The organism is Acinetobacter sp. BIGb0196 (assembly GCF_011759595.1).
In the GTDB taxonomy this organism is placed as follows: domain Bacteria; phylum Pseudomonadota; class Gammaproteobacteria; order Pseudomonadales; family Moraxellaceae; genus Acinetobacter; species Acinetobacter guillouiae.
In genome coordinates, this window is the sequence record NZ_JAAOZA010000001.1 from 2,389,420 (window position 1) to 2,403,929 (window position 14,510).

Consider the following 14,510-nt stretch of genomic DNA (forward strand, 5'->3'; position numbering starts at 1 on the left):
AAAAATGCCCCAAATTTGGGGCATTTTTTATGGTGTTTAAAAATCAAAGGTTGCACTTAATTTAAAGGTACGGGGATCACCTAAAGACAAATAGGTATAGTCATTTACAGATGCTGAAGCCCAATAATCCTTGTCTAAAACATTAGTAACTGAGAAATTGAATGTTGTCGGAACTTTATTAATTTTGGTTTTATAATTTGCACCAACATCTAATCTCGTCCAATCGTTAATTTTCAACGTATTGGCATTATCGGCATATGTTGAACCCGTATACACAACACGACCATTTACACTAATATCCTGTTCAACTGGCAATTTCCAATCTGCTTCTAGATTCGCTTGAAACTTTGGAACGCCAATAACTTCATTATTATTGTATAAACCTTGATAAGTATCCTTCTGTTTGGTATCAATCCACGTCGCACCACCCAAAATCTTAACGAAGTCAGTTAATTGACCATAGGCATTAAATTCAAGACCTTGATGGATATTGGTTGCCTGACTCAATTGTGGAGTTCCAGAAGTATTCACAGAAGCTTTTCGACGGTCTGTATAGAAGTAACTCAATGCACCACCGAGGTGATCATTTTCGAACTTTAATCCAACTTCTTTCTGCTTAGATACAAAAGGATCAGCAATATAGTTATTACCGACACTATCCTGTATCGCATCCCCTTGTACTAAAGCTTCTATATAATTAGCGTAAATTGCCATTTCAGGGGTTAATTTATAGCTTACACCTAATGCTGGGGTAACTTTGTTTTTATTAATATCGTACTTATAGGTACCATATGAATAAACATCTTGTTCAATTTCTTGATAGCGCGCACCAAGCATTACAGTCAAACGATCATTTAGAGCAGAAATATTATCGCCTAAAGCTACACTTTTTAAAGTATTCACCCCTGCTTTGGGATATGTACCAGCGGCACCTAGCCATTTATTAATATTTGAGCCATCTGTATAAATAGGATTATAAAAATTATCGTCTAAACTTGTTGCATAACCATAACTATATCGTTTATCTGCTCGATAGATCGACCCAGAAAAAACTACATTATGCTTTAAAGTACCTGTATCAAATTTCGTTTTTACCCCAATTTCTGCACTGTTATTGGTATCTTTTCGTGGAATGGTCGATGCCGATAATTTGGCAGCTCCTGTTTGAGTATTACTTAATTGCTGACTTGAATAGACACCATCTTCTTCTGTTTTACGGAATCCATAAGCAGCATATGCAGTTGTTGCATCATTTAAATCATATTCTGCACGGAAGCTACCAAAAATATCTTCTTCATTTGAATATGTCCATGACTGACCATGATAATTCGCATACTGTGATGCACTTGGTAATGCAGTTACGCTATTGGTTAAACGCAAACTTGGGCGATTTTCACTTAAACGGTTGTTGGTATATCCCAAATCACCAGAGAGGCGTAATTGTTCACCTTTATAATCCATCGCAATTGAAGCTACACCTAGTGAATTATCTTCTTTGTCAATTTCTGTATTGCCACCATGATATGCCGTATTTACACGCACACCAAATTTCTCATCTTCACCAAAACGTCTCGATACATCTGATGAAATATAGCCACCATTAAAATCTGTACCTAAATTGATACGATTTAATGGCTCATTTCCCGCTCTTTTAGGCAACAAATTAATAGAACCACCAATCCCAGTTCCTCCGGGAATCGCTCCATTTAAAAACGCTGAGGCACCTTTAAATACTTCGACACGTTCAAATAACTCCGTTGGAATATATTGACGAGGAAGTATTCCATATAAACCGTTATAAGCCGTATCATCAGAAGCTAGCACAAAACCACGAATAAAATATGCTTCCTGAAAATTCCCAAAGCCCTTTGCTGTACGCACAGATGAATCTGCCTGAAGTACATCTCCCACACTCTCAGCTTGTCGCTCTTGAATATATTGATTGGTATAGCTGGTTAGATTAAACGGTGTATCTATATTTTTCTGATTGCCAAATATCCCAACTTTACCACCAGAAGCCACCTGCCCTCCAGCAAATGCTGGCATTAAACCCTCTGCTGATGCATCTGCACTTGCGACTACTGTAATCGTACTCAGTTGTTTTGCATTACCATTGCTCGACTGAGACAATGAAGCATCTTGTTGTTCAGCATGCGCAATTGCAGCACTTGTCGCCACTGCCATCATCACAATTAAGGGTTTAATTTTTCGCATAGGAGGCTCTAAAACAGTCATCTAAATTAAGCCGCCATATTAAATGATAATCACTCTTACTTAAACTTGCTTTCTCATTTTATAAGCATGTTTTTTTAAATAAAAAAACAATATCTCATGGTATTTATTTATTAAAAAATATTATAAATTAAGCGTAGTCTTGTAGTTTTTATACAAAATTATGCTGATCTTGATGGTTTCTATATTAAAAACATATAAATAATTTTATTGATTCAAGTGATCTAATAATCAGGGTTTTAAAACAATAAATGTTACTAAGTTCAACGACCTCTCTATAGCAAAATTTAACCGCTTAACTTTCAAAAAATCACATTAAGCACTGTATTGCAACTTGACCAAACATAGAGCCTTTAGAGATACTCAACTTATCTCTACTCATTTAAAAAACTAAAATGAAATCGCATGACCCAATGAAAAAAAAACGCATAAACTCAAAACTCGGGATCATTATTGCAATTATTTTTATTGTGCTAATCGTGGCTTTTATTGGATGGAAATCTTCAAATAAAAAGCAGCCTTCTCCAGAAAATGCAGCAACATCCGCTTCTAGCGCAAAACCAGCACTGACTGTAACGGTGATACAACCCGAGCTACACAACTGGAAGCAAAACTTTACAGCCAATGGCAATATTGCTGCATGGCAAGAAGTGGTGATTGGCAGTGAACTTTCAGGGCAACGAATTACCAAAGTCAATGTCAACGTTGGAGATAGCGTACAACGTGGGCAAGTTTTAGCTGAAATTAACAGTGAAAGTATTCGCGCTGAATTGGCGACAGCAAAGGCCAATTATGCAGAAGCGAAAGCTGTGCTAGCTGATGCCAGTATCAATAATCAACGTATTCAACAACTCAAAAATACTGGTGCAATTTCACAACAAGAAGCGACAAAATACCTGACTTCTCAAAGTACAGCACAAGCCCGTTTAGATGCTGCCAAAGCCCAAATTGACAGTAATCAGCTTCGTTTAACACAAACCCAAGTGATTGCACCCGATCATGGGGTTATTTCAGCACGTACAGCAACAGTTGGCTCATTGGCACAAACGGGACAAGAACTGTTCCGCTTGATCCGTGATAACCGTTTGGAATGGCGTGCCGAAGTAACCTCGACAGACTTATATAAACTTAAAAAAGGCATGACAGCGCATATCACCTCACCTGATCCTAGCCGTTCAGCCGTTTCAGGTAGCGTTCGGATGATTGCACCAGTCATTGACCCGCAAACACGTTATGGCTTGGTCTATGTGGATATACCTACCACTGATGCTGTTCGTATGGGTATGTTTGTCAAAGGTGAGTTTGATCTAGGCGAAAAGCCAGCACTAACAGTGCCTCAAACCGCAGTACTTTTACGTGATGGTTTCTCTTATGTGTTTATTGTCAATAAAGATAATCGAGTAACTCAACAGAAAGTCACACTTGGTCGACGTTTAAATGATCGTGTTGAAATTGTTGATTTAGCAGCAAACACTCAACTGGTTGCATCTGGAACAGGATTCTTGTCAGATGGTGATTTAATCAAACGTGGGCAAGCGATTCCAGATACACCATTGACCAAACAACTTGTTAGCACGCAGGAGAAATAACATGAATTTCTCCGCTTGGTCGATTAAAAATCCGATTCCCGGTATCTTGCTTTTTATCATGCTTGGTTTAGCGGGTTTGATGTGTTTCCATTGGATGAAAATACAACAATTTCCCGATATTGAATTACCAATGGTCACGGTCACAGCGGCTTTACCCGGTGCAGCACCGCCGCAACTGGAAACAGAAGTTGCACGTAAAATTGAGAACTCGATTGCAACTTTACAGGGACTTAAAAATCAATATACCAATATCCAAGATGGTGTAGTCACCGTAACTGCAGAGTTTCAACTGGAAAAACCACTGCAAGAAGCTGTTGATGATGTCCGTAACGCGGTTTCACAAGTGCGCTCAGATTTACCTGCAGATCTTCGTGATCCAATTGTCAGTAAAATCAACCTTTCAGGTTCACCAATTCTCACCTATACCATTCAGTCCCCTCGTATGGATGAGGAAGCGTTGTCTTGGTTTGTGGATTACGATGTTGCACGTGCAATGTTAAAAGTCAAAGGCGTTGGTGCGGTTTCTCGTGTAGGCGGCGTCACGCGTCAAGTTGATGTTGAATTAGATCCTGAAAAACTCTTAGCATTAAATGCCACAGCAACAGACATCACCCGACAATTACGCCTTGTTCAACAAGATGCATCTGGCGGACAAACCAAAATAGGCGGCAGTGAACAGTCTATTCGTACCATTGCCACAGTTAAAACTGCTGCTGAAATTGCAGCAATGGATATTGCCTTGAGTGATGGTCGCCATATTCGGCTGGATCAAGTTGCTAGCATTCGCGACGGCATTGCTGAACGACGTTCTGCTGCACTGTTAAATGGCCACCCTGTGATTGGCTTTGAAATTACTCGCAGTAAAGGTGCAAGTGAAGTTGATGTTGAAATCGGAGTAAAAGAGGCACTTGAAACATTAAAAGCGGCGCATCCTGATATTAAAATCACTGAAGCATTTAACTTTGTAAATCCTGTGGTTGATAACTATAAAGGCTCAATGTCCTTGCTGTATGAAGGCGCACTTCTTGCAATCTTGGTGGTTTGGTTATTTTTACGAGATTGGCGTGCCACGATCATTGCGGCTACTGCCCTGCCTTTGTCCATTCTACCTGCCCTAATTGGCATGTATTACTTAGGTTTTACTTTAAATATTGTCACACTGTTAGCCATGTCGTTGGTTGTGGGAATACTGGTTGATGATGCCATTGTAGAAATTGAAAATATCATCCGGCATCTTCGAATGGGGAAAACACCTTATGAAGCGGCCATGGAGGCAGCCGATGAAATTGGTTTAGCCGTGATTGCCACCACTTTCACCTTGATTGCAGTGTTCTTACCCACTGCCTTTATGAGTGGTATTGCAGGTAAATTCTTTGTGCAATTTGGCTGGACAGCGGCTTTGGCTATTTTTGCCTCACTCTTGGTGGCACGCTTACTGACGCCTATGATGTCAGCCTATATACTTAAACCTTGGGTTGGTAAAGTTGAAAGTCATCATGACAATCAAGTATTAGATGATCAAAGCCAACCAATCAAAGATCATGGTGATCTTGAACTTCAACATGATCGTGCCAAAGATGGTCGGGTGATGCGCGCATATATGCGGATGGTCACGTGGTGTTTAAATCATCGTTGGATCACCTTAAGCAGTGCCATCATATTTTTTATTGCGTCTCTCATGCTCATCCCTTTACTCCCTACGGGCTTTGTTCCACCACCTGACACTGGGCAGACCCAAGTGCGTGTTGAGCTTCCACCAGGTTCACAATTTCCAGACACCTTAAAAGCAGCAGAATACGCCCGTAGTTTAATTAAAGATCATCCTGAAATTAAAAGTGTCTATACCACGATTGGTGGTGGTTCAGCAGGTACAGATCCTTTTGCGGGTGGTGCATCAAGTGAACCAAGAAAAGCAACCTTAACCATTCAAGTCACAGCACGTTCAGACCGCGCTGCGAGTTTGCAAAAAATTGAAAATGACTTACGCCAACGTTTAGCTCCACTGCCTGGTGCACGAATTCAAGTCGGTATTGCAGGCAATAACAGCCAATACCAAATTGCGCTGTCAGGTGATGACCCTGATGTATTAATCACGACAGCACGTCAAGTAGAACGAGAAATCCGTACTATTCCAAATATTGGTAGTATTACCTCAAGCGCAGCATTGATTCGCCCTGAATTGGTGATTCGCCCTGACTTTGCAAAAGCTGCGGATTTAGGCATTACCACACAAAATATCGCTGAAACTGTGCGTATTGCCACGGCGGGAGATTTTGATCAGAACTTGGCAAAATTAAACCTTTCGCAACGACAAATTCCGATTGTCATCAAACTGCCATTGTCTGCACGTCAAGACCAAGATCTGATTAAACGCTTGATGATTACTGGTAGTAAAGGTCCAGTGATGTTAGGCACCATTGCACAAGTCAATATTGAAAGTGGTCCTTCACAAATTGACCGTTTTAACCGTTTACGTAACATCAACTTTAATATTGAGCTCAATGATCAGCCTTTAGGCGATGTTGCGGCTGCTGTAGATAAACTTCCAACCATCAAAAACTTACCTCCGACAGTAAAACGTACCAATCTGGGTGATGCCGATGTGATGGAACAGCTCTTTGCAAGCTTTGGTTTAGCTATGCTAACAGGCGTATTGTGTATCTATGTGGTCTTGGTGCTCCTGTTTAAAGACTTCTTACAACCGATCACCATTTTAGTGGCATTGCCTTTGGCACTGGGTGGTGCGTTTGTGCTACTGCTTTTAGCAAAAAGTAGTTTTTCGATGCCAAGTTTGATTGGCTTAATCATGTTGATGGGAATTGCCAGTAAAAACTCGATTCTTTTGGTCGATTATGCAATTATCGCCCGTAATGAACGGCAGTATTCACGTATGAATGCGCTCTTAGATGCCTGCCATAAGCGTGCACGGCCCATTATTATGACCACTTTAGCGATGGGTGCAGGCATGTTGCCAATCGCATTGGGGATTGGTACAGATCCAAGTTTTAGAGCACCGATGGCAATCTCTGTAATTGGTGGACTGATTACCAGTACCTTTTTATCATTATTGGTTATTCCTGTTGTGTATACTTTTATTGATGATATTCACAACATGTTATTTAAGCGCAATAAAACCAATAAATCGAACGAAGCAAGCGTATCTCATTCTTGATTTTTAAAATTGAATCAGATGACAACATAATGTAAAAGAAAATGCCTATCTAGATCTTTATTAGATAGGCATTTTTTTATTTGAGCTAATTTTATTTGATTAATTCAGCAACAAAGCCGCAGCAAATAAGCCAAAGCATAAGGATGAAAGATAATAAATATATTTGATTTTGGTTTTAAACCAATGCATAGCTTTATTTTGAGTCATCAATCGCACCAGAAACAAGTTCCAGATCAAAACTACATTCACCATCCACAGACAGATTAAAGTCAGTTGAACAAAATTATAGTGTTGATAAATTGCCATAATAATACTGCTATAAAATAGAATATTTTTAGGATTTAATAAACTCGACTGTACCCCCAGTAAGACATATTTTATCCATGCAAAGGTTGGTTTATTTTGGTGTTCTAGATGATAATCCCCTATTAGCTTAGCTTGTTGTGCAAATATGAAACACCGATAAGACAAATAACTTAAATAAGCAATACAGCCCCATTTTACCAGCTTTAAAATTTCATCATCGAGTTTGCCAAGAAAAAACAATGAGCTCAAAATAAGACCAATCACGGCAACATTTCCCAAGACGATCCCTAAGCAAACAGCCCTCGCTGCATGTGGTCCATTTCGAAACAACGAAGTTAAAATAAGAAAAAAATCAGGGCCCGGTGAAAGCAAAGCAATGAAATGGGTGACAATCACAATAATGAACAGTTGCATTACTCGATCCAAAAAATATTTAGATAAGCTTAAATATTTTTAGAACCTATTATCTTGTAGATAATTGCGCAGTTAGAGCATGACAAACTGAGCTTGAAACTGCTTCGGTGTGATTCCAGTATGCGATTTAAACACATGATGAAAATGACTTTGGTCTGTAAATCCCAAATCATGTGCAACTTGAATAATTGCTTCTCCAGACTTCAAACGCTTTCTGGCTATATTTATTTTTTGATTTAATTGATACGCATGTGGTGTTAAGCCAAAATTATTTTTAAACAAGCGAATAATGGCATAACGACTAATCCCTAGACTTTGACTGAGATCTTCTAAAGAAAGCATCTGTTTACTGTGATTCATATCATCAATCATTGCACCCAAATGCTTTTGAAAATAATCAGACTGCTTTAATAACGTAAATTCAAAATTGGGCAATAATATTTCACTCAGGACTTCAATTAATTGTTGTTGTTTGAATAAAATCGATATGGTTGGATCAAATAACAGCTGATTTAACTGCGTAAATGCTTGGTATATATGTGGGTTTGTTAAAATTTGTGGTTTTAGCAACGGAATATGATGGGGATAAAGCTGCTCAATATCTTTGACTAATTCTGAAAAAAGTTGAGCAACCCAATGTGCATCTAGATGCATCATTTGATAACTCCATGCTTGATTTTCCAGTGGATTACATGCGTGTTCCACCTCAGCAGGAATGATTACTACGCTTCCTGTTTGAATTTGCTCTTCACTGGCAAAATAGCTACTAAAGCGACTTATTCCACAATCCACAGCACCAATCGAAAAGGTCGGATGGCTATGTGATCTATAGCAAATACGGCTTTGACATGCCCTACGTGTTTCGACATAGGGCATTTGCGGATCAGTCCAAAATTCAACTGCAGTGTCTAATTGCATCATATCCTCAGTCTTATTTTGGTCTGTACAACAGGTTATTCTGCTAAAGCTTTTTCAATATCCTGTTCTATATCCTCAGGCTTCGTGGTTGGTGCATAGCGGTTAATCACTTCACCTTTCTTATTTATTAAGAATTTGGTGAAATTCCACTTAATGCCACTGCCGAGTATGCCCTTACTGTTATTGGTTAAATAACGGAATATCACATGCGCTTCAGGTCCTTTTACATTCACTTTAGCGAACATTGGAAAAGAAACACCATAATTGCGTTGGCAATAAGTGCCGATTTGCTCATTTGTACCGGGGTCTTGTCCACCGAACTGGTTACAAGGAAATCCTAAAACTTCAAGACCTTGGTCTTTATATTTCTCGTAAACCTTTTCTAATCCTGCAAATTGTGGAGTAAAGCCACATTTACTTGCAGTATTTACAATCAATAAAACTTTTCCTTCATAATCAGAAAAAGATTTATTTTCACCCTCTAACAGCTCAGCCTCAAACTGATAAATGTTGGTCATGGATACGTTTCCTCGTCGCCTTTTTCTTGTGATTTTAATTCTAAAGAAGCGGAATTTACGCAGTAGCGTAAGCCCGTTGGTTGTGGTCCATCTTCAAATACATGCCCCAAATGAGCGTCGCAATGATGGCATATAATTTCTACACGTTCCATACCATGTGAATGATCATCTTGTTCTTCTATAACAGTATTATTGATCGGTTTAAAAAAGCTCGGCCAACCACAACCACTGTCATATTTGGTTTCTGAAGAGAATAATTCTTCCCCACAACATCGACATACATAGGTTCCATGCTGCTTGGAATTCCAATACTTTCCAGTAAAGGCAGCTTCTGTGCCCTTTTGTCGAGTGATTTTAAATTCCTCTGGTGATAACTCTCTTTGCCATTCTCGGTCTGTTTTATTGAGTTTTCCCATCATTAAACTCCTTTAAATCTTTGACATTCAATGTCATGCTTCAGTACTTCCATATTTACGCTAGAGCTTGGAAAATTTCTAGCTAAATTTCAACATAGATTGTGATATTTCAGTAATCTATTTTTTTAACTCAAAATAATTGGATAAAATTATGTCCGTTTTAGGTAACACAACCCCACGTGAAATCAAGAAATCGTCAAAGCTAGAGCATGTTTGCTACGACATTCGTGGACCAGTGTTACGAGCGGCCAATGAGATGGAAGAAGCCGGTCATAAAATTATTAAATTAAATATCGGTAACCCCGCCCCGTTCGGCTTTGAAGCCCCTCAAGAAATTATCAATGATGTGGCTTTAAATTTGCCTAATGCTGTCGGTTATACAGATTCAAAAGGGATCTTCCCTGCGCGTAAAGCCATCTGTCAGTATTATCAGCAAAAAGGTATCTTGGATTTACATGTTAAAGATGTGTATATCGGGAATGGTGTATCTGAACTGATCGTTATGGCGATGCAAGGTTTATTGGATGATGGCGATGAAATGCTGGTTCCAATGCCGGATTACCCATTATGGACGGCAGCCGTAAATTTATCAGGTGGTACAGCGATTCACTATAAATGTGATGACCAAAACTACTGGTATCCTGATATGGCGGATATGGAAAGTAAAATCACCCCAAATACTCGTGGTATTGTGGTGATTAATCCAAACAATCCAACGGGTTCAGTCTATCCGCGCCATGTTTTAGAACAGATTGTTGCATTGGCAAAAAAACATGATCTAATTTTATTTGCAGATGAAATTTACGACAAAATTGTTTATGACGGTATCGAACATGTCTCTGTTGCAGCATTAGCAGGAAACCATTTATGTGTTTCTTTTAATGGTTTATCTAAAGCCTATCGTATTGCAGGTTACCGTTCTGGTTGGATGGCGATTACGGGTGATAAGTCACGTGCAATGGATTACATTGAAGGCTTGGACATGCTTGCCTCTATGCGTTTATGTGCCAACCACCAAGCCCAATATGCGATTCAAACCGCTTTAGGTGGCTATCAATCAATTAATGATTTGATCCGCCCAGGTGGTCGTTTATATGAACAACGCAATATTGCTTGGGAAATGCTTAACGATATTCCTGGCGTGTCGTGCGTAAAACCAGAAGGTGCAATGTATTGTTTCCCTAGGCTGGATCCTGAAATCTATCCAATTGAAGATGATGAAAAATTCATGTTAGATTTCCTCAAAGCTGAAAAAGTTTTACTGGTTCAAGGAACAGGTTTTAACTGGCCTACACCTGATCATTTCCGTGTGGTATTCCTTCCTGCAGAAAATGAATTACGTGAAGCAATGAACCGCTTAAGTCGTTTCTTGGCAAAAATGCGTTAATCTTTATAAAGTAAAGATAAGCTCAAAAAGGCATTCAAAATTGAATGCCTTTTTTAATTGCTCAATTCATCTGTACAACTAAAAACTTAGTCATTGACGTTATATTGCACAACATCTTCATTGAATGCTGAAAAAACGCACTGGCAAGCACTTTATCCAGTTTTAATAGTATGTAACTATAAATTTGAGTGATTATTTGAAAAATTACATTTTTAAATAAGTATGGGCAACAGCTCAGTATTTATATAGATTTAAAAACTGGTACAAAAAATGCTTATGACCAGAACAATGATTGAAAAGGATAGTTTATGAAAAAGACGGTTACTGCACTTACACTTGCAATTGGCATGCTTTTACCCTTTACGAGTTATGCAAAAAATAATGTCGTTGTCGTCGCAACTGGCGGTACGATCGCGGGTGCTGGAGCAAGTTCTACAAATAGCGCAACATATACTGCTGCGAAAGTTCCTGTAGATGATTTGTTGAATGCAGTTCCGCAAATTCAAAATCTTGCCAATGTTACAGGCGTACAGGCTTTACAGGTTGCTTCAGAAAGCATCACTGACAAAGAGCTTTTAACCATTGCACGTAAAGTAAATGAATTGGTTAAAAAGCCTGATGTGAATGGCGTGGTGATTACCCATGGTACAGATACTTTAGAAGAAACTGCTTATTTTCTAAGTCTTACAGTTCATACAGATAAACCAATTGTCGTTGTTGGTTCTATGCGTCCACCTTCAGCGCTTTCAGCTGACGGCCCTTTGAACCTTTATAGTGCTGTTGCGCTTGCTGCCGCAGACAGTGCCAAAGGCAAAGGCGTTTTTGTGTTAATGAATGATGATATTTTTGCAGCACGTGATGTGTCAAAGACCATCAATATTCATACCGATGCTTTTGTCAGCCAATGGGGTGCTTTAGGTACACTGGTTGAAGGTAAACCTTATTGGTTTAGAAACGTTGCAAAACGTTTTAACAATAGCTCTGAGTTTAATATTGAAAACATTCAGGGTGATGCGTTACCAATCGTTCAAATCGTTTATGGTTCAGGCAATATGCTTCCAGATGCCTATGTGGCCTATGCGAAAGCGGGTGCTAAAGCCATTATTCATGCGGGTACAGGTAATGGTTCCGTTGCCAACTATATTGTTCCGACATTAAACCAACTCCAGCAACAAGGTGTACAGATCATTCGTTCTTCACGCGTTCCACAAGGTTTTGTGTTACGTAATGCTGAACAGCCTGATGATAAATATGGTTGGGTGGTTGCTCACGATTTAAATCCGCAAAAAGCAAAACTTTTAGCTGCTTTAGCACTGACCAAAACCAAAGATGCAAAAGAAATTCAACGGATGTTCTGGGAATACTAGTTTAATATCTGAATCAAGCTTAATACTTGAATCAAGTTTAAAACCAGCACAAAGTTAATCGTAAATACATTCATTAAACCGCCAAATTAATTTGGCGGTTTAATTTTATCTTGAATGAATAAATACTTAATCTACTGTTAAATCCAATTGATCAAGGATATAAAGTGTATTGCCATCAATGATATTTTTATCGTGATCCAAATACTTTTGTTCCAATACTCCATCCGTTTCAGAAAAAGCATAATCATCATCATTGAGAAGCCCTAAATGCTGTTCATCAATCACCCATAGACCTTCAATTTTATCGTGCGGATAGTGTAAACGCGCAACCAAATCCACCACTAAGGTTTTTTCTACTGGGTAGATACCCTGTTGAGCCAGACCACTCCAGCCTGCTGTTAACACATATTGTTCTAGGGTTTGTTCCGCTATCAACAGACCGAATTGTTCATCTTGCCGAATCGTTGAACTTGGCTTTAGCTTTTCCAAATCAGTGGCATGTTGCAGATTGATTTTATAAATCCGTTTAAATGCTTGAGGATTATCTTTATAGAAATCATCATCACGTTCTGCGACTAGAAATTGCGTGGAACTCAAGGCTGTAATTGCTGTATTTGAATAGGTCTTTGCACCCCCTTCTTGTTGATACAAATACTGAGAAACGACTTTGCTTTCTAAATCAATCATCACAATACGCACAAGATCTGATTTGCTTACTGAAGCATCGGGATTGCTCATGGTGGATTGCATAATGCCCACCAGCTTTTTTTGATCGGGTGTAATGGTTAAACCTTCCATTCCTCGATTCTGGCGTCTATTGGCATATTCTTGAGGCAATAAATAACCCGATGTTCTTCGCTCATCTAAAACATAGGCATTGATACGATCAATTTCTAGCCCATCTGCATTAAAATGCACAATATGAGGACCGTATTCATCACTGACCCAAAAAGTACCATCTTTGAGTGCAACCAAACCTTCAGCATCCAATCCAAATTCATCTGTCCCTATGGCTAATTTCTTTCCATCTTGGTCATAGGCGATTTCTTTACTTGCGCCAAAATGCTGATTAGGCAAACCTGTAATATTTCTGCCCGTTGGATCTTTTAATAAAATTTCTTTTATTTTCTGAATAGTTCCATCTTTTTTTAACTCAAATAATCCAATTTTAGGGGTATAGTCAGGATCTAAAAAGATTTTGCCATGATCTTGATTAACGTTATACGTGGTGTTCGGCCCACGATCTGTAAGTGCATAGAATTGATACTTTTCTGTGGGGTGTGCTGAAATTTCTGAACCAAACCCACCACAACGAACCTCGATAAAATGGCCGGGTTTTGCACCATCAGGAATATTGCGAATGTTTAAAACCTCATAAGGTAAACGCACGCCTTGGCTAAATTTTTTATAAAGCTGAAGATCTGTGTCAATATTGTTTGGGTTGATATGCTGTTCAGAAGACAATAAGTCCATATGCCAATCTCATTTTTTAATATTCTGATTATTTTCTATCATGAAATCAGATAAACCACAGTAAAAGAAATGCGATAAACTGTATAAATACACATTCAAAGTCAGTATAAATGAAAAGATTTTTTGCCCTATCGCTGATTGTTTGTTCTGCATCACTACAATTGGCATATGCTGGGACGACGTTTAAAAAAGTTTCTGAGTGTCAGAGTGATTATTTTAATGGCGATTATTGTTCTAAAGCCAACCTTGCCAAATACAAAAATGCGCTTAAATCAATGCAGCCTAATTTTGATAAAAAATATATTTTACTCAATACGGGAACTTCAGATTCTTTAGAAATGGTTGCTATAGATACCCAAACAGGGATTGTCTATCCACTCAATTATCAGTTCACGGGTTGGGAAGATAATGAAGGCAATGTCAAAAAGAAGCCCACATATACATTTGGATTGAATGACGCCAAATTATGCTTAATGGGTTCGCAATTCGATGGTGATCATCCTGGCACACATGAAACTTATAGCAATATCAAAAATTGTTTTAGCATCAGTCATCAATATGGCCATACAAAATTTGAATCAAATTACGATGATCAGGTTCAATATAACTATGATAACAAAAGCAAAACGTGGAAGCCTTATTCGCGTTAAATTTTAAATCCATAAAAAAAGAGGCTTTCGCCTCTTTTTTAAATTTAACAATCCGTTAAATACCAGAC

11 protein-coding genes are annotated in these 14,510 nt (G+C 38.7%); 5 read left to right on the top strand and 6 right to left on the bottom strand.

Annotated features, from left to right (window positions below; all coding sequences use genetic code 11):
* Positions 1-36 precede the first annotated feature (36 nt).
* Complete coding sequence (locus tag FHR28_RS10995) at positions 37-2,214, bottom strand: TonB-dependent receptor (RefSeq protein ID WP_171527314.1); 2,178 nt, start codon at positions 2,212-2,214, stop codon at positions 37-39.
* A gap of 413 nt (positions 2,215-2,627) precedes the next feature.
* On the opposite strand from FHR28_RS10995, the gene FHR28_RS11000 reads away from it, so the two are divergent.
* Together FHR28_RS11000 and FHR28_RS11005 are read left to right on the top strand one after the other, a co-directional pair.
* Positions 2,628-3,821 carry an efflux RND transporter periplasmic adaptor subunit gene (locus tag FHR28_RS11000; protein ID WP_171527315.1) on the top strand — a complete coding sequence of 398 codons (1,194 nt, stop codon included), beginning with the start codon at positions 2,628-2,630 and terminating at the stop codon, positions 3,819-3,821.
* A gap of 1 nt (position 3,822) precedes the next feature.
* A complete protein-coding gene (locus FHR28_RS11005; protein ID WP_166782583.1) occupies positions 3,823-6,993 on the top strand; it encodes an efflux RND transporter permease subunit in 3,171 nt (1,056 codons plus the stop codon).
* A gap of 99 nt (positions 6,994-7,092) precedes the next feature.
* Here the strand turns inward: FHR28_RS11005 and FHR28_RS11010 are convergent, their stop codons facing one another.
* From FHR28_RS11010 to msrB, 4 genes are all read right to left on the bottom strand, one after another.
* The gene (locus tag FHR28_RS11010) at positions 7,093-7,713 is read right to left on the bottom strand and encodes a LysE family translocator (protein ID WP_166782584.1); all 621 of its coding nucleotides are present in this window, start codon (positions 7,711-7,713) and stop codon (positions 7,093-7,095) included.
* 72 nt (positions 7,714-7,785) lie between these two features.
* On the bottom strand, positions 7,786-8,631 hold the full coding sequence (locus FHR28_RS11015; RefSeq protein ID WP_166782803.1) for an AraC family transcriptional regulator: 846 nt from the start codon (positions 8,629-8,631) through the stop codon (positions 7,786-7,788).
* A gap of 35 nt (positions 8,632-8,666) precedes the next feature.
* Positions 8,667-9,149: a glutathione peroxidase gene (locus tag FHR28_RS11020; RefSeq protein ID WP_004720960.1), complete on the bottom strand. Its 483-nt coding sequence runs from the start codon at positions 9,147-9,149 to the stop codon at positions 8,667-8,669.
* Complete coding sequence (gene msrB, locus FHR28_RS11025; RefSeq protein ID WP_004821128.1) at positions 9,146-9,565, bottom strand: peptide-methionine (R)-S-oxide reductase MsrB; 420 nt, start codon at positions 9,563-9,565, stop codon at positions 9,146-9,148. Before msrB ends, FHR28_RS11020 begins: the two co-directional genes overlap by 4 nt.
* Positions 9,566-9,716: 151 nt before the next feature.
* Here msrB and FHR28_RS11030 point away from each other — a divergent pair, with 151 nt between their 5' ends.
* Together FHR28_RS11030 and FHR28_RS11035 are read left to right on the top strand one after the other, a co-directional pair.
* Positions 9,717-10,952 (top strand): pyridoxal phosphate-dependent aminotransferase, encoded by a 1,236-nt coding sequence (locus tag FHR28_RS11030; RefSeq protein ID WP_004720962.1) that lies wholly within the window; start codon positions 9,717-9,719, stop codon positions 10,950-10,952.
* A 308-nt stretch (positions 10,953-11,260) separates the two neighbouring features.
* The gene (locus FHR28_RS11035) at positions 11,261-12,319 is read left to right on the top strand and encodes a type II asparaginase (protein ID WP_004720964.1); all 1,059 of its coding nucleotides are present in this window, start codon (positions 11,261-11,263) and stop codon (positions 12,317-12,319) included.
* Positions 12,320-12,445: 126 nt separating this feature from the next.
* Here FHR28_RS11035 and FHR28_RS11040 read toward each other — a convergent pair whose 3' ends face one another.
* A complete protein-coding gene (locus FHR28_RS11040) occupies positions 12,446-13,792 on the bottom strand; it encodes an esterase-like activity of phytase family protein (RefSeq protein WP_105712803.1) in 1,347 nt (448 codons plus the stop codon).
* Between the two features lie 110 nt (positions 13,793-13,902).
* Here FHR28_RS11040 and FHR28_RS11045 point away from each other — a divergent pair, with 110 nt between their 5' ends.
* Positions 13,903-14,442, top strand: coding sequence for a hypothetical protein (locus FHR28_RS11045; protein ID WP_105712804.1), 540 nt, complete (start codon positions 13,903-13,905; stop codon positions 14,440-14,442).
* The last annotated feature ends 68 nt before the right edge of the window (positions 14,443-14,510 follow it).

Excerpts from the sequence above, each read along its gene's own strand:
- FHR28_RS10995 (WP_171527314.1), bottom strand. The coding sequence starts at position 2,214 with ATGCGAAAAATTAAACCCTTAATTGTGATGATGGCAGTGGCGACAAGT.
- FHR28_RS11000 (WP_171527315.1), top strand. The coding sequence starts at position 2,628 with ATGAAATCGCATGACCCAATGAAAAAAAAACGCATAAACTCAAAACTC.
- FHR28_RS11005 (WP_166782583.1), top strand. The coding sequence starts at position 3,823 with ATGAATTTCTCCGCTTGGTCGATTAAAAATCCGATTCCCGGTATCTTG.
- FHR28_RS11010 (WP_166782584.1), bottom strand. The coding sequence starts at position 7,713 with ATGCAACTGTTCATTATTGTGATTGTCACCCATTTCATTGCTTTGCTT.
- FHR28_RS11015 (WP_166782803.1), bottom strand. The coding sequence starts at position 8,631 with ATGCAATTAGACACTGCAGTTGAATTTTGGACTGATCCGCAAATGCCC.
- FHR28_RS11020 (WP_004720960.1), bottom strand. The coding sequence starts at position 9,149 with ATGACCAACATTTATCAGTTTGAGGCTGAGCTGTTAGAGGGTGAAAAT.
- msrB (WP_004821128.1), bottom strand. The coding sequence starts at position 9,565 with ATGGGAAAACTCAATAAAACAGACCGAGAATGGCAAAGAGAGTTATCA.
- FHR28_RS11030 (WP_004720962.1), top strand. The coding sequence starts at position 9,717 with ATGTCCGTTTTAGGTAACACAACCCCACGTGAAATCAAGAAATCGTCA.
- FHR28_RS11035 (WP_004720964.1), top strand. The coding sequence starts at position 11,261 with ATGAAAAAGACGGTTACTGCACTTACACTTGCAATTGGCATGCTTTTA.
- FHR28_RS11040 (WP_105712803.1), bottom strand. The coding sequence starts at position 13,792 with ATGGACTTATTGTCTTCTGAACAGCATATCAACCCAAACAATATTGAC.
- FHR28_RS11045 (WP_105712804.1), top strand. The coding sequence starts at position 13,903 with ATGAAAAGATTTTTTGCCCTATCGCTGATTGTTTGTTCTGCATCACTA.